The organism is Nocardioides sp. GCM10027114 (genome assembly GCF_042659625.1).
Taxonomy (GTDB): Bacteria; Actinomycetota; Actinomycetes; order Propionibacteriales; family Nocardioidaceae; genus Nocardioides.
The window spans coordinates 131,548-149,129 of the sequence record NZ_JBHSSS010000006.1; the positions used below are offsets into that span (position 1 = coordinate 131,548).

Consider the following 17,582-nt stretch of genomic DNA (forward strand, 5'->3'; position numbering starts at 1 on the left):
GTCGGCGCATGACCACGCTCACCGCCCGCACCCCCGAGGACCTGCTCGCCGTCGCTCCCGTCGTGCTCGGCTTCCAGCCGGCCGACTCGGTCGTCATGCTGACCTTCGGCGGACCCCGCTGCTTCCACGCCCGGGTCGACCTGCCGCCGCCGCAGGGGGCGGCCGAGTGGACGGCCGAGCTCGTCGACGCCCTGCTCCGGCCGGCGCTCCAGCACGGGGTGGGCCGCGTCGTCTTCCTCCTCTACACCGACGTCCCGCTCGCGGCCGACCGCATCTGCCGCCGGCTGGTCCGCGGCTTCCGCGAGGCCGGCATCGAGGTGGTGGACGCGCTGCGTGCCGACGGGCGGAGGTGGTTCCCGCTGCTGCGCCACCGCCGAGACGTGCCGGCCGGCGGCGTGCCCTACGACCTGAGCAGCCATCCGTTCACGGCACAGGCGGTCCTCGACGGCCGCGTCCTGCAGCCCTCCCGCGGCGAGCTCGCGGCCACGCTGCGGCCCGTGCCCGCCCGCGTGGCGGCGCTGCTGGCGGCCCGCGAGGATGCACCGGAGCAGCCGGACGGTTGCCCGGACCGGGTGTCGGCGCTCGTCGGCCGGCACGTCGCGGCCGGGACGCTGCCCGACGACGCGGAGGCGGCCCGGCTCCTGGTGGCCGTCACGTCGAGCCCGGTGGTGCGCGACGCGGTCTGGGCGGGGATCCGTCGCGACGACGCCCGCTGCCACGTGGCGGTGTGGACCGACCTGCTGCGACGCGCGCCCGAGGACCTCGCGCCCGCGGCGGCCGCGCTGCTCGCGGTGTCGGCGTGGGTGGCCGGCCACGGCGCGCTTGCCTGGTGCGCCGTCGACCGGGCGCTCGAGCTCGATCCGGGCCACGGCCTCGCGCGGCTGGTCGCCGGCCTGCTCGAGGAGGCCGTTCCGCCGCCCGAGGACCCCGAGGTGCTCGCCAAGGGCGCGTCGCGACCCTAGGGTCACACCATGGGCGAAGAGGTGGAGTCACAGGAGTTCACCAGGGCGGACCGCACCCGGCACCGCGAGAAGGTGCGTCGGTGCCTCGACGTGTTCGCGCGGATGCTGCGCGACGAGGCGTTCGACACCGACGACCCGATGACCGGGCTGGAGGTGGAGCTCAACCTGGTCGACGAGGACGGCGACCCGGCGCTGAAGAACGCCGAGGCGCTGGAGCAGATCGCCGACCCCGACTTCGTCACCGAGCTCGGGCAGTTCAACATCGAGATCAACGTGCCGCCCGCCAAGCTCCGCGAGGGCGGGCTGTCGACGTTCGAGGACCAGCTGCGCAAGAGCCTCAACGACGCGGAGTCGAAGTCGTCGAAGGTCGGCGCCCACATGGTGATGATCGGCGTGCTGCCGACGTTGGCCGAGGGCCACCTCGGCCCCGGGACGCTGAGCGCGAACCCGCGCTACGCCCTCCTGAGCGAGCAGATCATGGCCGCCCGCGGCGAGGACATCGTGATCTCGATCGCCGGCGAGGAGCGCCTCGTCACCACCGCCGACTCGATCGTCCCCGAGGCCGCCTGCACCAGCATGCAGCTGCACGTGCAGACCTCGCCCGACCAGTTCGCTGCCTACTGGAACGCCTCGCAGGCGATCGCGGGCGTGCAGCTGGCCGTCGGCGCCAACTCGCCCTACCTGCTCGGCCGGGAGCTGTGGCGCGAGACCCGCATCCCCCTCTTCGAGCAGGCGACCGACACCCGCAGCGAGGAGCTCAAGGCCCAGGGTGTGCGGCCACGTGTCTGGTTCGGCGAGCGCTGGATCACCTCGGTGTTCGACCTCTTCGAGGAGAACGTCCGCTACTTCCCGGCGCTGCTGCCGATCACCGACGAGGAGGACCCGCTCGAGGCGCTCGAGGACGGCCGGACCCCGGAGCTCTCCGAGCTGCGGCTCCACAACGGCACGATCTACCGCTGGAACCGCCCGGTCTACGACATCGCCGGCGGCACACCGCACCTCCGCGTCGAGAACCGCGTCCTCGCCGCCGGCCCCACGGTCGCCGACATGATGGCCAACGCCGCCCTCTACTTCGGTCTCGTCCGGTTCCTTGCCGAGAGCGAGCGCCCGCTGTGGTCGCAGATGTCCTTCAGCGCCGCGGAGGAGAACTTCCACACCGCCGCCGAGCACGGCATCGAGGCGCAGGTCTACTGGCCGGGCATCGGTCAGGTGCGCGCCACCGAGCTGGTGCTGCGCCGGCTGCTGCCGGTGGCCCACGAGGGCCTCGAGATGTGGGGCGTGGCGGCCGACGAGCGTGACCGGCTTCTCGGCATCATCGAGCAGCGCTGCCTCCAGCACACCAACTCCGCGGAGTGGTTCGTCCGCCGGATGCACGATCGCGACGACCTCGACCGCTACGACGCGCTGCGGGCCACGCTGCTGGAGTACTGCGACAACATGCACACCAACGAGCCGGTGCACACCTGGGACTAGCCGCAGCTGCGGTCCCGGAGCCGCCGCCACGTGCGTCGTGTGCCGCTCCGGGGGTCCCACCACCCCTCCCGGGTGACCACCACCATGGTGAGTGGCCGGCCGGCCTCGCCGAACGAGACGAGGGCAGCCGACAGCCAGGCCGCGTCCGGGTCCTCCCACTCGAGCTCCCCGGCGCGGCCCAGCCACACCAGCGGGTCCGCGCCCGCCACCCCGTGGTCAAGCATCCGGGCGATCACGTCGCAGCGCAGCCCACGGTCGACCGGGCCGGCGCCGGGCGGCTCCGCCCACGACAGCACGGTGCCTCCCGGCCGTCCGAGGTGGAGCCGGGCGGCCGGGTGGCGGCTGCTGCTTCCGGTGCGCCACTGCAGGACTGCTCGCCTGAGCTCGCTGGCGAGGTTGCGGTCGACCGGGTCGAGGAGGAGCGGCACCCGGCCAGCCTGCCCTGCCGCCGCCCCGCGGCTCGCCGTCCTTCCACAGCCTCCCGTCGTTGCCGCATCTCCGATAGCGTGCTCGTGGGCCGACGGCCCACCGGCAGCGTGGCCGGCACTGATGCGAGGAGGGGTCGATGGGGACCGTGGTCGTGGGGTACGTACCGAAGCCTGAGGGCGATGCCGCGCTGGGACGCGCCATCGACGAGGCGAAGCTCCGCGGCGCCAAGGTGGTCGTCGTCAACTCCCACCGCGGTGGTCAGGAGTTCGACGGCGAGACGGCCCGGCAGGCGGAGTCCGACATGGCCGATGTCCGCGGCCGCCTCGAGGAGGCGGGTGTCTCCTTCGACCTGCGCCAGCTCGTGCGTGGCTTCGAGCCGGCCGAGGACCTCATCAGCATCGCCGAGGCCAACGACGCCGAGCTGATCGTCATCGGGCTGCGCCGCCGTTCGCCGGTCGGCAAGCTGATCCTCGGCAGCAACGCCCAGCGCATCCTGCTGGACGCCAAGTGCCCGGTGCTGGCGGTGAAGGCGGGGGAGTGACCCGCCGCTGACGCACTCCGGGCGGGGCCGTCACTCCACCCGGAGCCGCTCCTCGTGGCTCGCGGACCGGAAGACGCCGTCACCGCGGTAGGTCACGGTGACCGGGTAGCGACCCGGCCCGAGCTTGCGGTGCCGGCCGAACCTCACGACGGCGGCCCCGTCCTCCAGGTCGACCGTCTTCGTGCGGTCGCCGACCCGGACGGTGACGCGACCGCCCGGCACGGCGCGGACCTGGTCGGGCGCGGTGACGGCCACCCGGACGCGGGCCACACGGCGGGGGGCGGACGACTCGACCTCGAGGAAAGGATCGGCGGTGACCGTTCCCGTGGGGCCGGCGGTCTGCACGACGGGGTCGCTGCCCGCCTTCTCGAGCGTGACGACGCAGGACAGCGGCTTGCCGACGTCCCACGGCCGCACCCGGTACGTCTGCTCCCGTGCCCCGCGGATCCGGCGGTCGCCGCGCAACCAGCGGTAGTCGACCGAGGCGTCCTCGGGTCGGTAGCTGCCCGGGTCGACCCGCAGCTCCTCGCCGAGGTGGGCGCTGCCGGTCACCCGGGCCCGCTCCTCCACCTCGATCTGCGGCTGCTGCGCCTCGGCGATGATCCTGGCCGCGCGCCGGCGGACCTTGGGGAGCGCGGCGTACAGGTGCTTGCCGGGGCAGGCGGTCAGGTTGGTGTCGCGGTGGCCGTCGATCACGGGCAGCCGCACCGTGCGCCCGGCGGGGTAGCGGTCGCTGCCCTCGGACTCCACCCGCACCTCGCCCCGCGGGTTGCGGCCGTACGGCGCGAGCTTCCACGCCGCCAGCGCGGCCAGGCCGTTGAGGGTCGCGTTGCTGGGCGTGGCCGACTCGTGGTTGCCGATGACCGCGATGCCCGTGGACTCGTGGTTGAAGCCCAGGGTGTGGGCGCCGCGCACGAGCTTGTGCGGCCCGCCCGCGCGGCCGACGAAGCAGCGGCCGAAGCGGTCGACCAGGAAGTTGTAGCCGATGTCGGACCAGCCGAGCGTCTGCGTGTGGTAGGCGTACATGCCCCGGATGAGGGCGGGCACCTCGTCGCGGCGGTAGCTGTTGGAGTTCACCGTGTGGTGGACGTGGACCTGCTTGAGCCGGCTGAGGTACGACGGCCGGCCGTCACGCAGCGACTCGTTGGCGCCCCACTGCTCGCGGGTCACCAGGCGCGGCTTCGCGACGGTGCCCGGTTCGGACCGCGCGGACTCCTCGGTCCCGGTGGTGGCGGCGCGACCGACCGGGGCGGCGCCGAGCAGCGGGTCGCCCGGCCGCCGGCCGGGATGGAGCAGCACGAGTGCGAGGTCGGCGGGACGCTCCCCGTCCACGCGGATCTGGATGCCGTCGGCCCGGCCGATCCAGACGAGGTCGGTGCCGGTCAGCGAGGCTCCCGCGACCTCGTCCTCGGGCACGTCGTGGAGCATCGGGACGCCCTGCCACGGACCCCAGCTCCCGCCGGTGCGGCTCCGGACGGCCACGGCGGGGGCGGCCTGGCCGATGCCCCAGGTGAACGCGACCATGGAGTGGGTGGAGGTCGGCAGCCTGCTGGACTCCCACCGACCGGCCGCGGTCCTGGGGAGCAGGTCGTCGCCGAGCGGGAGGTGCAGCCGCTCCACGTCGCTGCCGGGGAATGTCGAGAGGGACAGCGCGGCCCCGGGCGCGTCGTCGTCGCGCCCCTCGAGCCGGACGAGCGCCCCGACGGACGCGATCGCAACGCCCCCCGCAGCCAGCTTCAGCAGCGGGCGCCGCGCAGCGGTCCGTGTCCGGTCTCCGTCCCCATGAGTCACAGGAGTCACCCTAGATAACTGTGGTGAACCATCGGCGGACGTGCAACCGGGGTGTCAGATACTGGGGCGCATGGCCCTCCACCTCACCGGCGACCCCGCCAGCGACGCCGTGCTCGACGAGCATCCCTTCGCGCTCCTGGCCGGCATGATGCTCGACCAGCAGTACCCCATGGAGCACGCGTTCCGCGGCCCCGCGAAGGTGCTCGACAGGTTCGGCACCCTCGACCCAGCGCGCATCGCCGAGGCCGACCCGGAGGAGTTCGCGGCGCTGTGCGCGACAGCCCCGGCCGTCCACCGATTCCCCGGCTCGATGGCAGGGCGGATGCAGGCGCTCGCCGCCCTCGTGGTCGAGCGGTACGACGGTGACGCGTCGCGGCTGTGGACCGAGGCGTCGTCCGGCAAGGACCTGCTGAAGCGGGTGATGGAGCTCCCGGGGTTCGGCAAGCAGAAGGCCCAGATCTTCGTCGCCCTGCTGGCCAAGCAGCTCGGCGTGCGCCCGGAGGGGTGGGAGGCCGCGGCCGGCGCCTACTCCGAGGACGGGCACCGGTCGGTGGCCGACGTCGTGGACGAGGTCTCGCTGCAGAAGGTGCGCGACTTCAAGAAGCAGAAGAAGGCCGCAGCCAGGGCTTCCGGCGGGTGAGTTCGGGTTCCTGGCGACGTGCGTGGCACAATTGCGGGCGCGGCTCTTGACGATACCGGGTCTTGCCGCGCCCCGAAGTCCTGACGAGAGGTGTTCGTGTCCTCGAACGCGCGCAAATCCGTTCCCGCAGATGTCCTGTCGCACCCCGCTGTCGTTGCCCTCATCGAGGAGGGCTCTCCCAGCGGCTCGGTCACCCCGGAGGCCGTCCGGCAGGCCAGTGAGGACGCGTCGATCGAGCCCAAGCACCTCAAGGGGCTCCTGGCCCACCTGAGCAGCCTGGGCATCTCGGTGCACCTTCCCGCGGCGTCGTCGCGCGCAGTCGCCGCGCGGGCCGCCCGCAAGACCACCACGGCCAGCACGGCCAAGAAGGCCGCCGCGAAGAAGACCGCGGCCAAGCCGGCCGAGGCCGGCGCCGCGACCGCCACCGAGGCGAAGCCCGCGAAGAAGACCGCGGCGAAGAAGACCACCGCCAAGAAGGCGACGGCGAAGAAGGCCGCCGCGAAGGGCGAGGCCCCCGACGTCGACGCGGTCGAGGTCGAGGTCGAGGTCGACGTCGAGCCGGCGGCCGTCGTGGGCCCCGACGGCAAGAAGGTGCTGCCCGACATCTCCGACGAGCAGTTCGAGAAGGACGTCAAGTCCGACCCGACGATCGAGGAGGACGAGAAGGAGGCGTCGTTCGTCGTCTCCGACGCCGACGACACCGGCGAGCCCGAGCAGCAGGTCATGGTCGCGGGCGCGACCGCCGACCCGGTCAAGGACTACCTCAAGCAGATCGGCAAGGTGCCGCTGCTGAACGCCGAGATGGAGGTCGAGCTCGCCAAGCGGATCGAGGCCGGCCTGTTCTCGGAGGAGAAGCTCGCCAAGGGCGGCAAGATCTCGCCGAAGCTCCTCGAGGAGCTCGAGTGGATCGCCGAGGACGGCCGCCGCGCCAAGAACCATCTCCTCGAGGCCAACCTGCGACTCGTCGTCTCGCTGGCCAAGCGGTACACCGGCCGCGGCATGCTCTTCCTCGACCTGATCCAGGAGGGCAACCTCGGCCTGATCCGTGCGGTCGAGAAGTTCGACTACACCAAGGGCTACAAGTTCTCGACGTACGCCACCTGGTGGATCCGTCAGGCGATCACCCGCGCCATGGCCGACCAGGCCCGCACCATCCGGATCCCGGTCCACATGGTCGAGGTCATCAACAAGCTGGCCCGCGTCCAGCGGCAGATGCTGCAGGACCTCGGTCGGGAGCCCACCCCCGAGGAGCTCGCCAAGGAGCTCGACATGACCCCCGAGAAGGTCATCGAGGTCCAGAAGTACGGCCGCGAGCCGATCTCGCTCCACACGCCGCTCGGCGAGGACGGCGACTCGGAGTTCGGCGACCTGATCGAGGACTCCGAGGCGATCGTCCCGGCGGACGCCGTCTCCTTCACGCTGCTGCAGGAGCAGCTGCACGCCGTCCTCGACACGCTCTCCGAGCGTGAGGCGGGCGTCGTCAGCATGCGCTTCGGCCTCACCGACGGCCAGCCGAAGACCCTCGACGAGATCGGCAAGGTCTACGGCGTCACGCGTGAGCGGATCCGGCAGATCGAGTCCAAGACGATGTCGAAGCTGCGTCATCCGAGCCGCTCCCAGGTGCTGCGCGACTACCTCGACTGACGCCAGGTCCCCTCCGGGGCGGGTCGACGGTTGGGTTTGCCGGCCACATGCGATAGGCATGTGCACGGGCCGACCGGCCCGGACCTGGAGGGGGCGGATGACCGCTCAGACGCTCGGCAGCCCGACCACGGACCCGCCCGTCGACCTCGACTCGGCCCGGGCGCACGTCGCCGCCGTGGCCCTGAGTCCCGGCGACGAGCGCCGCGTCGGGCTCGAGCTCGAGCTGCACGTCGTCGACCTCGCCGTCCCCGGCCGACGTCCCGCCTGGTCGACCGTCGCCGCGCTCGTCCGCGACGCGCCCCCGCTGCCGGCGGGCAGCGCGCTCTCCCTGGAGCCCGGGGGCCAGGTCGAGCTGTCGACCCAGCCGGCCCCCGACCTCGCGACGGCGGTCGAGGCGCTGCGGACCGACCTTGCCGTGCTGCGTGCTGCGCTGCGCTCCCGCGGGCTGGGCGGCGCCGGGCTTGGTGCCGACCCGGCGAGGCCGGCGCTGCGCACCAACCCCCACCCGCGGTACGCCGCCATGGAGGCCCACTTCGACACCGTCGGGTGCGGGCCGGCCGGCCGGGAGATGATGACCGCCACCGCGGCCCTCCAGGTGAACCTCGACGCCGGCCGCGCCCCCGACTGGGCAGGACGGCTGTCGCTGCTCCACGCGCTGGTGCCGGTGCTGGTCGCCGCCTCGGCCGGGTCGCCGTGGCTCGCCGGCCGGCGCTCCGGCTGGCACTCCATGCGCCAGGAGGCGTGGTACCGCATCGACCACGCTCGCACCGGCCCGGTGCCCGAGGCGACGGTGACGCACGGCTGGCCGGACCGCTGGGCCGACTACGCCCTCGCGGCGCCGGTGATGCTGGTCCGCGACGGCGACGGCCTGACTCCGGCCCGTCGCCGGTTCTCGTTCGCCGAGTGGACCGCGCGTCCCGCCCTGGTCGGCCGGCCCCCGACGTCGTCGGACCTCGACTACCACCTCAGCACGCTGTTCCCGCCCGTCCGGCCCCGCGGGTACCTCGAGATCCGCTGCCTCGACTCGCTGCCGGACCGCTGGTGGCCGGCGATGGCCGCGCTGGCCGTGACCCTGGTCGACGACCCGGTCGCCGCCGACCGGGCGGCCGAGCTCTGCGAGCCCGTGGCCGCCCGGCTCGAGCACGCCGCCCGCGACGGGATCGCCGACCCCGTCGTCCGCGCGGCGACCCTCGGCTGTGTCGAGGTGGCCGCTGCCCGCTGCCCGGTGCCGCTGCGAGACGGCGTCGAGCGACTGGCGGCGCTGCTCGGGGCCGGCCGCACGCCCGGTGACGAGCTGCACACGCGTGCCGACGCCCACGGACCGCTGCGGCTGCTGGAGGAGGAGGCCAATGCGTGAGGAGACCGCCCGACGGCTGGAGGCCGCCCGGGCGCGCACCCGGTGGCTGACCGACGAGGTCGACGACCGGGAGCTCACCACCCAGCACAGCCCCATCATGAGCCCGCTGGTGTGGGACCTCGCCCACGTCGGCCAGCAGGAGGACCTGTGGCTGCTGCGCGACGGCAACGCCGCCGCGCAGGGCCTGCTCGCCGCGGACGTCGAGCGTCTCTACGACGCGTTCGAGCACCCCCGCCGGGTCCGCGCCGCCCTGCCGCTCCTCACGCCCGTCGAGTCGCGTGGCTTCCTCGCCGACGTCCGGGGGCGGGTGCTCGACCGGCTCGACGCGGTCGGCGGGGACGCCGAGCCCTCCGACTACTTCGTCTACGCCATGGTCGAGCAGCACGAGCAGCAGCACGGCGAGACGATGCTCGCCACCCACCAGCTGCGCGAGGGCGAGCCGCTGCTCGGCGCCGGCAGCCCGCTGCCGCCCGGCCGCCCCCTTCCCGCGGGGGCCGACCGGGCCGTGCTGGTGCCTGCAGGCCCGTTCGTCCTCGGGGTCGACGGTGACCAGGAGCCCTGGTCACTCGACAACGAGCGGCCCGCCCACACCGTCGACCTCCCGGCCTTCCGCATCGCCCGGACCCCCGTCACCAACACCGAGTGGCAGGAGTTCGTCGACGCCGGCGGCTACGACGAGCCGCGGTGGTGGTCCGCCCGCGGGTGGCAGCACCGGCTCGACGAGGGTCTCGAGCGCCCGTTGTTCTGGTCGGCGGACGGGTCGCGCCGCCGGTTCGGCCACGTCGAGGAGATCCCCGCCGACGAGCCGGTGCAGCACGTCTGCTTCTTCGAGGCCGAGGCGTACGCCGCCTGGGCGGGTGGGCGGCTCCCCACCGAGCAGGAGTGGGAGAAGGCCTGCGCCTGGGACCCCGATGCCGGGCGTCGGCGCCGGTGGCCGTGGGGGGACAGCGAGTGGACACCCGCGCTGGCCAACCTCGGCGGCCGCGGCCTGCGACCGGCACCCGTCGGGGCCTACCCGGCCGGCGCGTCGGCGTACGGCGTGGAGCAGATGATCGGGGACGTCTGGGAGTGGACCACGTCGTCGTTCGAGCCGTGGCCCGGCTTCACCCCGATGCTCTACGAGGCCTACAGTGCGCCGTTCTTCGGCGGCGACCACCGCGTCCTCCGGGGCGGCTCTTGGGCTGTCGACGGCGCCGCGGTGCGACCCTCCTTCCGCAACTGGGACCTGCCGGTGCGCCGGCAGATCTTCTGCGGCGTCCGGCTGGCGTGGGACGTTGTGTAGGCACCTGTGCTGGCTGGGGGAGCCCCGGTCGGTCTCGTCCCTCGTCCTCGAACGGCCCCACGGGCTGCTCCAGCAGTCGTGGGCGCCCCGGCGCCAGCGTCGCGGCCTGATGAACGCCGATGGCTGGGGTGTGGGCCTCTATGCCGACGGCCGGCCGGAGCCCGTCCGCTGGCGGTCGGGACGTCCGCTCTGGAGCGACACCTCGTTCGCCTCGGTTGCGCCCGTACTGCGGTCCGGAGCGGTGCTCGCGGCGGTGCGCTCGGCCTCCGAGGGGATGCCCGCCGACGAGACCGCCAGCGCGCCGTTCACCGACGGCCGCTGGCTGCTGTCCCACAACGGCCGCGTCGACCGCGCCGTCCTGCCCGCCACCCACGCCGCCGAGTCCACGTGCGACTCCGCCGTCCTCGCCGCCCACGTCTTCGAGCGAGGCGCGGAGAAGGTAGCCGACACGGTGCGGGGGGTCGCGGAGCGCGACCCCGACGCGTTCCTCAGCCTGCTGCTCACCGACGGCGCCTCGATCACGGCCGTGAGCTGGGGGGACACCCTGAGCTACCTCGTGGAGCCCGACGGCGTCGTCGTGGCCAGCGAGCCCTGGGACGACGACCCGCGGTGGGTCGACGTGCCCGACCGCCAGCTGCTGAGGGTGAGCCCCGACGGGGTCACCGTGACCGGGATGGAGAACCCATGACCGCCCCCGACCACGACGTCCACCTCGACGCCGCCGCCCTCACCGAGCAGATGGCCGTCGACGTGCGGGCGGGGCTGAGCATGTCGCACAAGGCGCTGCCACCCAAGTACTTCTACGACGCCAGGGGCAGCGAGCTGTTCGACCGGATCACCCGCCTGCCGGAGTACTACCCGACCCGCACCGAGCGGTCGATCCTCGAGGAGCGGGTCGACGAGATCGCGGCGGTCACCGGGGCAGAGACCCTCATCGAGCTCGGCAGCGGCACCTCGGAGAAGACCCGGCTGCTGCTGCGTGCGCTCACGGAGGCGGGCTCGCTGCGCAGGTTCGTGCCCTTCGACGTCGACCCGGCCGTGCTGTCCGACGCTGCGTCCGCCGTCGCGACGGAGTTCCCCGGCCTCGAGGTCGCGCCCGTCGTCGGGGACTTCGAGGCCCACCTCGGGGAGCTGCCGCGCGGACAGGTCCGGCTGCTGGCGTTCCTCGGCTCGACCATCGGCAACCTCGACCCGGCCCAGCGGGCGGCGTTCCTCACCGACGTGCGCGCCGGTCTCGACCCGGGGGACGCCTTCCTCCTCGGCACCGACCTGGTCAAGGAAGCCGCCCGGCTGGTGGCCGCCTACGACGACGCCCAGGGCGTCACGGCGGCCTTCAACAAGAACGTGCTGGCGGTGCTCAACCGCGACCTCGGCGCCGACTTCGACCTCGAAGCCTTCGACCACGTCGCGGTCTGGGTCCCCGAACGTGAGTGGATGGAGATGCGGCTGCGCTCGCGCCGCGCGCAGACGGTGCGGCTGCCGCGTATCGACCTCGAGGTCCGGTTCGACGCGGGGGAGGAGCTGCGCACCGAGATCTCCGCGAAGTTCCGACGAGATGGCGTCGCCGCCGAGCTCGAGCAGGCCGGCCTGCGCCTGACCCACTGGTGGACCGACCCGGCCGGCGACTTCGCGCTGTCGCTCTCCGAGCCGGCGGTCGACGCGCCGGGCTGATGTCGCGTCCCGGTGCTGCCCTCGCAGCCGCGGCCCTCCTGGTGGCCGGGTGCAGCACCGCGCCGGATCCGCCGCCGGACCCCGAGCCGGATCGGACGTCGGCCCCTGCGTCCGTCCTGCCCGGCCCGACCCTGGCGAGGACACCACTCGTCGCCCCCGACGACCTTCGGGTCGGCGTGGCGGTCGACGCCGTGCACCATCTCGCGGGCGTCGTCGGCCCCCGGCACGCGACCAGCCCTGCCTACCGGCGCTCGGCTGCGTGGGTCGCGGGCCGGCTGCGCGAGCTCGGCTACACGGTCCGGAGACAGCGCTTCACCGTCCCGGGCGGGGACTCATGGGGCGTGCCGGTGGGAGCAGGGACATCCCTCAACCTGGTTGCCCGTGCCCACGGCGTCGACCCGGACATGCCACACCTGGTCGTCGGGGCCCACCTCGACACGGTGCCGGGCTCGCCCGGGGCCGAGGACAACGGCTCGGGCGTGGGGGTGCTGCTGGCCGTGGCCGAGGCGCTGCAGGCTCGTCGGAGCCGGTTGCCGGTGGTGCTGCTCGCGTTCGGCGCCGAGGAGCCCCGCGGGCCGACCGACGCCGACCACCACTACGGGTCGCGTGCCTACGTCGCGTCGCTCGGCGCCGACCAGCGGCGCGCGGTCCGCGGCATGGTCTCGCTCGACCGCGTGGGTGTCGGCGACGCCCTCGGCAGGGTCCCCGTGTGCAGTGCCCTCGACCCGCCGGGCCAGGACCCGGCGCAGGCGCGCGTACTGCATGCTGCCGCCCGCGCGGGCGTCCCCGCCACGGCCTGCCGGAACCGCTCCTCGGACCACTGGTCGTTCGTCCGCGACGGGCTGCCGGGCGTGCGCATCGGCAGCACGCCGTACGCCGAGTACCACGCCGCCGGCGACCTTCCCCGGGTGGTGGACCGCACCCAGCTGGCCCGGGTCGGGCGGGTCGTGCTGGCCTGGCTGGCGGGCGGCCGCTGACCGGCAGCGGCCCGGCACGTCGCCCCGGTCACCGTGCGGCGAAGGGACCGGTGCTGTGGGCCCACACGTCTGCCAGGACGTCGCGGGCGGCGTCCCCCCGGAGCAGCCGGGGGGCGAAGCGGTCGTCCATCCGGTAGGCGGCCGGGACCACCGAGACCAGCCGGTCGCCCCAGAACGTCGCCGTGAGGGTGATGCCCTCGAGGGTCTGCTCCATGAAGTCCATGTCGAAGACGAGGTTGCCGAGCGAGTGCGCGACCACGGCGTCGCCGGCCCGCTCCAGTCCCTGTACCCAGTGCGGGTGGCCACCCACGACGAGGTCTGCCCCGGCCGCCGCGAGCCGCCGGGCGACGAGGCGCTGGACCGGCTCGGCCCGGTGGGTGTACTGGGTGCCCCAGTGTGGGAGGACCACCACGACGTCGACGCGGCGCGAGAGATCTCGCACCAGCAGCTCGACGCGGGCGAGGTCGACCTCCGACAGCGGGCCCGTTCGTGGCGGCATCCTCACCGAGAGGGCGCCGGGCCGGCCCGGCGCGGCCGCGGGGGTCTCGCCGATCGCGTTGAACCCGAGGAATCCGAAGCGCACCCCACGGTGGCGCAGCACCACGGGCCGGGACGCAGCGGCGAGGTCGCGACCGGCGCCGAACGCCGGGAGGCCGGCCTCCCGGAGCCGGCGCACGGTCCGTGTCAGAGCCAGGTCGCCGAAGTCGCCGCTGTGGTTGTTGGCCAGCGAGACGGCGTCCACGCCGAGCTGCACGAGTCCGTCCGCCACGGCCGGGTCGACCGCGAACGAGTCGCTGCCCTGCCGCGGCGGCCCCGCCGTCGACAGGGTGCTCTCGAGGTTGCCGACGGTCAGGTCCGCGCTGCGCAGGTGCCGCGCGAGGGGGCGGAGCGCGGCCACCGGGTCGTCGGCCGGCGAGACGGCGGCCACTCGTCGGCCGAGCATGATGTCGCCGAGCAGCCGCAGCGTGGTCACCTCGCCAGGTGCCGGACCCGGGACCTGGAGCGGGTAGGCCGCGGGGTCGCCCCAGGGGTCCACCCCCGCCACCGCCACGGCGCGCACGAGGGGCCCCGCGCGCGACGCGGGCACGACGGCCAGGGCGTCGCGGTCGCTGCGCACGCGGGCCGGGCGGCGGACGAGTCGCAGCGGTTCGCCGGTGCCGTCGATCCGGTGCCACGTGTCGACCCGTCCGGCCGCGATCCGGCGCGCCAGGCTCAGCAGCACGTCGAGGTCCCCGCGGCTGTGGTGCGTGACCAGCAGCAGCGGCTCGGTGGTCGGGGGGCCGGACGGGGCCCGTGACGCGGGCGGCGCGGAGGAGGGCGCAGGGAGCGGGTCCGTGGACGGAGGCGGCGCGTCTGTGCTGCAGGCGCACACGAGCAGCGCCAGCAGCAGGCCGGCGAGCCCCGGTCCGACGCCGGCTCGCATGCCGACAGGCTACGAGGGCGGGCCTGACCGGCTCAGGTGACCGCGACCCCGACCAGCCAGGTGCCGGCCGCGAGCAGGGCGGCGGTGAGCTCGATGACCACCGCGAGGCCGACGGCGCGCAGGGCGGCCCGGGTGGACGGCCAGGCCCGGTCGGCGCCGAGCCTCCGGTGCTCGGCGAGGTAGACGCCGAGCACGAACCCGACCGGGAGGCCGACCAGCGGGAGCACGAAGAAGCCGACGACCCCGACCCCGGCGCCGCTCCACAGCGTGGCCGACGGGATGCCGGCCTCCTGCAGCCGTCGTCCGGGCACGACGTACTTCACGACGGCGCCGAGGGTCACGAGCGCCGTGACGACCGCGAGCACCGTCCAGGCCCGCGTCCCGCCGGTGTCGAGCGCCCACACCAGCACCGCGGCCACGACGAGGGCGCCGCCGGGCAGCACGGGGACGAGCGTCCCGAGCACCCCGACCAGGACGGCCACACCGACCAGCACCTCGAGCGTCGTCACGGCGGGAGCCTCTCACAGGCGGGCGCCACCACCCCGGGACGCGCCGCGGCCCCGGACCTGCTGGTCCGGGGCCGCGACGGAAGTCTGGTCGGGGGTGGTCAGGTGCTGGTCAGCGCTCGTCGTCCGGGGCGCTCGCGGGAGTGGCCTCGAGCTTGTGCGTCTCGTCGACGACGTGGGCTGCGACCTCGCGCAGCTTGTCACCGTGCTCGCGGGCGTGGTGCGCGCAGAACAGGAGCTCACCGCCGGTCTGGAGCTCGACACGAAGGTAGGCCTGGGCTCCGCAACGGTCGCAACGGTCCGCAGCGTTGAGCTGGGCGGGGGCTACGGCTGTAGTAGTCACTTCGGCCTCATTTCTCTCTCGGTGTCTGGCTCAACGTAGCTGCGGGTCTCAAAGATTCCCTCGGGGGTGTTGTGCTCGACACGTTCATGCAATCACCAAGTCCCTTCCCGCTCGCGGCGCTTTCCACACCTCGATACCCGATTTGGGGGATGCCGGGACTAGACCTGACAGTGTGACGTCACAGGGTCCCATCTGGTTGACGGGAGGCGGCATCGGGGCCGGATCGTGTCCACATCGTGACGCGGTGCGCGTCGCCGGTGTGACGGGACCCACGTGGTGTCGTGGTGGTGTCCTGGTGCTGTCGCTGTGAAGTTCTCGCTCGACCTACCGTTCGACCAAACTAGACCCGACCTGAGGGGATCCCCGGTACGCGAGCCTCCGTCGGCCGTCGGCGTGTCGCAGGTAGATTCGGACCCGCAGGACGGACGGATTTAGCGCACGCTGGGAGCCCCACGATCGACAACACGTACAACGCGGCACACCTCCTGGTCCTCGAGGGCCTGGAGGCGGTCCGCAAGCGGCCCGGCATGTACATCGGCTCGACCGACACCCGCGGTCTGATGCACTGCCTGTGGGAGATCATCGACAACGGGGTCGACGAGGCCCTCGCCGGCCACGCCCGGCGCGTCGAGGTCACCCTCCACCGCGACGACTCGGTCGAGGTCCACGACGACGGCCGCGGCATCCCCACCGACAAGGAGCCCAAGACCGGGCTCCCCGGCGTCGAGGTGGTCGCGACCAAGCTGCACGCCGGCGGCAAGTTCGGCGGCGGGTCCTACAACGCCACCGGCGGCCTCCACGGCGTCGGCCTCTCGGTGGTCAACGCGCTGTCGTCGCGGATGGACATCGACGTCGAGCGGTCGCCCAGCCAGCAGGGCCTGAGCTTCCGTCGCGGCACCCCCGGCGTCTTCGACGGTGACGGGCCCACGGCGGCCTTCACCGCGAAGTCCGGCCTCACCCGCAAGGGCGGGCGCGTCGCCAAGGGGAAGTCCGGCACCCGCATCCGCTTCTGGCCCGACCGGCAGATCTTCACCAAGGACGCCCGGTTCGAGCTCGAGGGCCTGCTCGGCCGCGCCCGGCAGACCTCCTTCATCGTCCCGGGCCTCGAGCTGGTCATCCGCGACCTGCGCGGTGAGACGCCGGTGGAGGAGAAGTTCCGCCACGACGGTGGCATCGCCGAGTTCGCCGAGTTCCTCGCCCGCGACGAGCCGGTCACGAGCGTGCTCCGCCTGCAGGGCCAGGACACCTTCACCGAGACGGTGCCGCTGCTCGACGACAAGGGCCACATGACGCCCCAGGAGGTCGAGCGCGAGCTGACCGTGGACATCGCCGCGCGCTGGGGCACCGGCTACGAGTCCGAGCTGCGCTCGTTCGTCAACGTCATCGCCACCCCCAAGGGCGGCACCCACGTCAGCGGCTTCGAGCAGGCGCTCACCAAGACCTTCAACGACGTCATGCGGCAGACCAAGGCGCTCAAGGTCAACGACGCCGACGTCATCAAGGACGACGTGCTGGAGGGGCTCACCGCGGTCGTGACCGTGCGCCTTGCCGAGCCGCAGTTCGAGGGGCAGACCAAGGAGATCCTCGGTACGCCGGCCGCGCGCAGCGTCGTGCGCAAGGTCGTGACGGCCGAGCTCAAGAAGTTCCTGACCTCGACGAAGCGCGACGAGAAGGCCCAGGCCAAGCTGCTGATGGAGAAGGTGGTGGGCGCGTCGAAGACGCGTATCGCCGCCCGCCAGCACCGCGAGACGCAGCGCCGCAAGAACGCCCTCGAGTCGTCCGCGCTCCCGTCGAAGCTGGCGGACTGCCGCGCGGCCGACAACGAGCGCACCGAGCTCTTCATCGTCGAGGGTGACTCGGCGCTCGGCACCGCCAAGCTGGCGCGCGACTCCGAGTTCCAGGCGCTGCTGCCGATCCGGGGCAAGATCCTGAACGTCCAGAAGGCCTCGGTCGGCGACATGCTGAAGAACACCGAGTGCGCCTCGATCATCCAGGTCGTGGGTGCCGGCTCCGGCCGCACCTTCGACCTCGAGGCGGCCCGCTACGGGCGCATCATCTTCATGGCCGACGCGGACTCCGACGGCGCCCACATCCGCTGCCTGCTGGCGACGCTCTTCTACAAGTACATGCCCGACCTGATCCGCGAGGGACGCGTCTACTCCGCGGTGCCGCCGCTGCACCGCATCGAGCTGACGAACCCCAAGAAGGGCATGGACAAGTACGTCTACACCTACTCCGACGCCGAGCTGCAGCGGAAGCTGGCCGAGCTGACGAAGAAGGGCGTGCGCTGGAAGGACCCCGTGCAGCGCTACAAGGGTCTCGGCGAGATGGACGCCGACCAGCTCGCGGAGACCACGATGGACCCGCGCCACCGCACCCTGCGCCGCATCACCGTCGACGACGCCGACGCCGCGACCCGGATCTTCGAGCTGCTGATGGGCTCGGAGGTCGCGCCGCGCAAGGAGTTCATCGTCCAGGGCGCCTACGAGGTCGACGTCGAGGCGCTCGATGCCTGAGGGCCGGCGCCGGCCTAGCGCCGGCGC

General features: G+C 73.4%; 16 protein-coding genes. 11 read left to right on the top strand and 5 right to left on the bottom strand.

The annotated features are described in order from the left end of the window. Positions 1-8 precede the first annotated feature (8 nt). Together ACFP2E_RS03770 and ACFP2E_RS03775 are read left to right on the top strand one after the other, a co-directional pair. Positions 9-962, top strand: coding sequence for a DUF4192 domain-containing protein (locus ACFP2E_RS03770; protein ID WP_378521208.1), 954 nt, complete (start codon positions 9-11; stop codon positions 960-962). A gap of 9 nt (positions 963-971) precedes the next feature. Then, positions 972-2,435, top strand: a complete 1,464-nt coding sequence (locus tag ACFP2E_RS03775) for a glutamate--cysteine ligase (RefSeq protein WP_378521207.1) — start codon at positions 972-974, stop codon at positions 2,433-2,435. On the opposite strand, the gene ACFP2E_RS03780 is transcribed toward ACFP2E_RS03775, so the two are convergent. After that, a complete protein-coding gene (locus tag ACFP2E_RS03780; RefSeq protein WP_378521206.1) occupies positions 2,432-2,863 on the bottom strand; it encodes a hypothetical protein in 432 nt (143 codons plus the stop codon). The genes ACFP2E_RS03775 and ACFP2E_RS03780 overlap by 4 nt on opposite strands. 137 nt (positions 2,864-3,000) lie before the next feature. On the opposite strand from ACFP2E_RS03780, the gene ACFP2E_RS03785 reads away from it, so the two are divergent. Continuing rightward, the gene (locus ACFP2E_RS03785) at positions 3,001-3,405 is read left to right on the top strand and encodes a universal stress protein (RefSeq protein WP_378521205.1); all 405 of its coding nucleotides are present in this window, start codon (positions 3,001-3,003) and stop codon (positions 3,403-3,405) included. A gap of 30 nt (positions 3,406-3,435) precedes the next feature. On the opposite strand, the gene ACFP2E_RS03790 is transcribed toward ACFP2E_RS03785, so the two are convergent. Further along, positions 3,436-5,196: an N-acetylmuramoyl-L-alanine amidase gene (locus ACFP2E_RS03790; protein WP_378521204.1), complete on the bottom strand. Its 1,761-nt coding sequence runs from the start codon at positions 5,194-5,196 to the stop codon at positions 3,436-3,438. A 70-nt stretch (positions 5,197-5,266) separates the two neighbouring features. On the opposite strand from ACFP2E_RS03790, the gene ACFP2E_RS03795 reads away from it, so the two are divergent. The 7 genes from ACFP2E_RS03795 to ACFP2E_RS03825 all read left to right on the top strand — a co-directional run bounded on the left by ACFP2E_RS03795 (position 5,267) and on the right by ACFP2E_RS03825 (position 12,767). Then, complete coding sequence (locus ACFP2E_RS03795; RefSeq protein WP_378521203.1) at positions 5,267-5,836, top strand: HhH-GPD-type base excision DNA repair protein; 570 nt, start codon at positions 5,267-5,269, stop codon at positions 5,834-5,836. 90 nt (positions 5,837-5,926) lie between these two features. Then, positions 5,927-7,480 (top strand): RNA polymerase sigma factor, encoded by a 1,554-nt coding sequence (locus ACFP2E_RS03800; protein WP_378521202.1) that lies wholly within the window; start codon positions 5,927-5,929, stop codon positions 7,478-7,480. A gap of 97 nt (positions 7,481-7,577) precedes the next feature. Further along, positions 7,578-8,837, top strand: coding sequence for an ergothioneine biosynthesis glutamate--cysteine ligase EgtA (gene egtA, locus ACFP2E_RS03805; RefSeq protein ID WP_378521201.1), 1,260 nt, complete (start codon positions 7,578-7,580; stop codon positions 8,835-8,837). After that, on the top strand, positions 8,830-10,119 hold the full coding sequence (gene egtB, locus ACFP2E_RS03810; protein WP_378521200.1) for an ergothioneine biosynthesis protein EgtB: 1,290 nt from the start codon (positions 8,830-8,832) through the stop codon (positions 10,117-10,119). Before egtA ends, egtB begins: the two co-directional genes overlap by 8 nt. Beyond that, on the top strand, positions 10,112-10,807 hold the full coding sequence (gene egtC, locus ACFP2E_RS03815) for an ergothioneine biosynthesis protein EgtC (protein ID WP_378521199.1): 696 nt from the start codon (positions 10,112-10,114) through the stop codon (positions 10,805-10,807). The genes egtB and egtC overlap by 8 nt, the downstream gene beginning before the upstream one ends. Beyond that, positions 10,804-11,790 carry an L-histidine N(alpha)-methyltransferase gene (egtD, locus tag ACFP2E_RS03820; RefSeq protein WP_378521198.1) on the top strand — a complete coding sequence of 329 codons (987 nt, stop codon included), beginning with the start codon at positions 10,804-10,806 and terminating at the stop codon, positions 11,788-11,790. Before egtC ends, egtD begins: the two co-directional genes overlap by 4 nt. Positions 11,791-11,966: 176 nt before the next feature. Beyond that, positions 11,967-12,767, top strand: a complete 801-nt coding sequence (locus tag ACFP2E_RS03825; protein ID WP_378521197.1) for a M28 family metallopeptidase — start codon at positions 11,967-11,969, stop codon at positions 12,765-12,767. 28 nt (positions 12,768-12,795) lie between these two features. Here the strand turns inward: ACFP2E_RS03825 and ACFP2E_RS03830 are convergent, their stop codons facing one another. From ACFP2E_RS03830 to ACFP2E_RS03840, 3 genes are all read right to left on the bottom strand, one after another. Beyond that, positions 12,796-14,190, bottom strand: a complete 1,395-nt coding sequence (locus tag ACFP2E_RS03830; RefSeq protein WP_378521196.1) for a CapA family protein — start codon at positions 14,188-14,190, stop codon at positions 12,796-12,798. 32 nt (positions 14,191-14,222) lie between these two features. Next, positions 14,223-14,699 carry a DUF456 domain-containing protein gene (locus tag ACFP2E_RS03835; protein ID WP_378521195.1) on the bottom strand — a complete coding sequence of 159 codons (477 nt, stop codon included), beginning with the start codon at positions 14,697-14,699 and terminating at the stop codon, positions 14,223-14,225. Between the two features lie 109 nt (positions 14,700-14,808). Then, positions 14,809-15,039 (bottom strand): hypothetical protein, encoded by a 231-nt coding sequence (locus ACFP2E_RS03840; protein WP_378521194.1) that lies wholly within the window; start codon positions 15,037-15,039, stop codon positions 14,809-14,811. Positions 15,040-15,494: 455 nt separating this feature from the next. Between ACFP2E_RS03840 and ACFP2E_RS03845 the strand changes: the two genes are divergently transcribed. Further along, positions 15,495-17,555, top strand: a complete 2,061-nt coding sequence (locus ACFP2E_RS03845) for a type IIA DNA topoisomerase subunit B (RefSeq protein ID WP_378521330.1) — start codon at positions 15,495-15,497, stop codon at positions 17,553-17,555. The last annotated feature ends 27 nt before the right edge of the window (positions 17,556-17,582 follow it).

Excerpts from the sequence above, each read along its gene's own strand:
- egtA (WP_378521201.1), top strand. The coding sequence starts at position 7,578 with ATGACCGCTCAGACGCTCGGCAGCCCGACCACGGACCCGCCCGTCGAC.
- egtB (WP_378521200.1), top strand. The coding sequence starts at position 8,830 with ATGCGTGAGGAGACCGCCCGACGGCTGGAGGCCGCCCGGGCGCGCACC.
- ACFP2E_RS03770 (WP_378521208.1), top strand. The coding sequence starts at position 9 with ATGACCACGCTCACCGCCCGCACCCCCGAGGACCTGCTCGCCGTCGCT.
- ACFP2E_RS03830 (WP_378521196.1), bottom strand. The coding sequence starts at position 14,190 with ATGCGAGCCGGCGTCGGACCGGGGCTCGCCGGCCTGCTGCTGGCGCTG.
- egtD (WP_378521198.1), top strand. The coding sequence starts at position 10,804 with ATGACCGCCCCCGACCACGACGTCCACCTCGACGCCGCCGCCCTCACC.
- ACFP2E_RS03785 (WP_378521205.1), top strand. The coding sequence starts at position 3,001 with ATGGGGACCGTGGTCGTGGGGTACGTACCGAAGCCTGAGGGCGATGCC.
- ACFP2E_RS03775 (WP_378521207.1), top strand. The coding sequence starts at position 972 with ATGGGCGAAGAGGTGGAGTCACAGGAGTTCACCAGGGCGGACCGCACC.
- ACFP2E_RS03795 (WP_378521203.1), top strand. The coding sequence starts at position 5,267 with ATGGCCCTCCACCTCACCGGCGACCCCGCCAGCGACGCCGTGCTCGAC.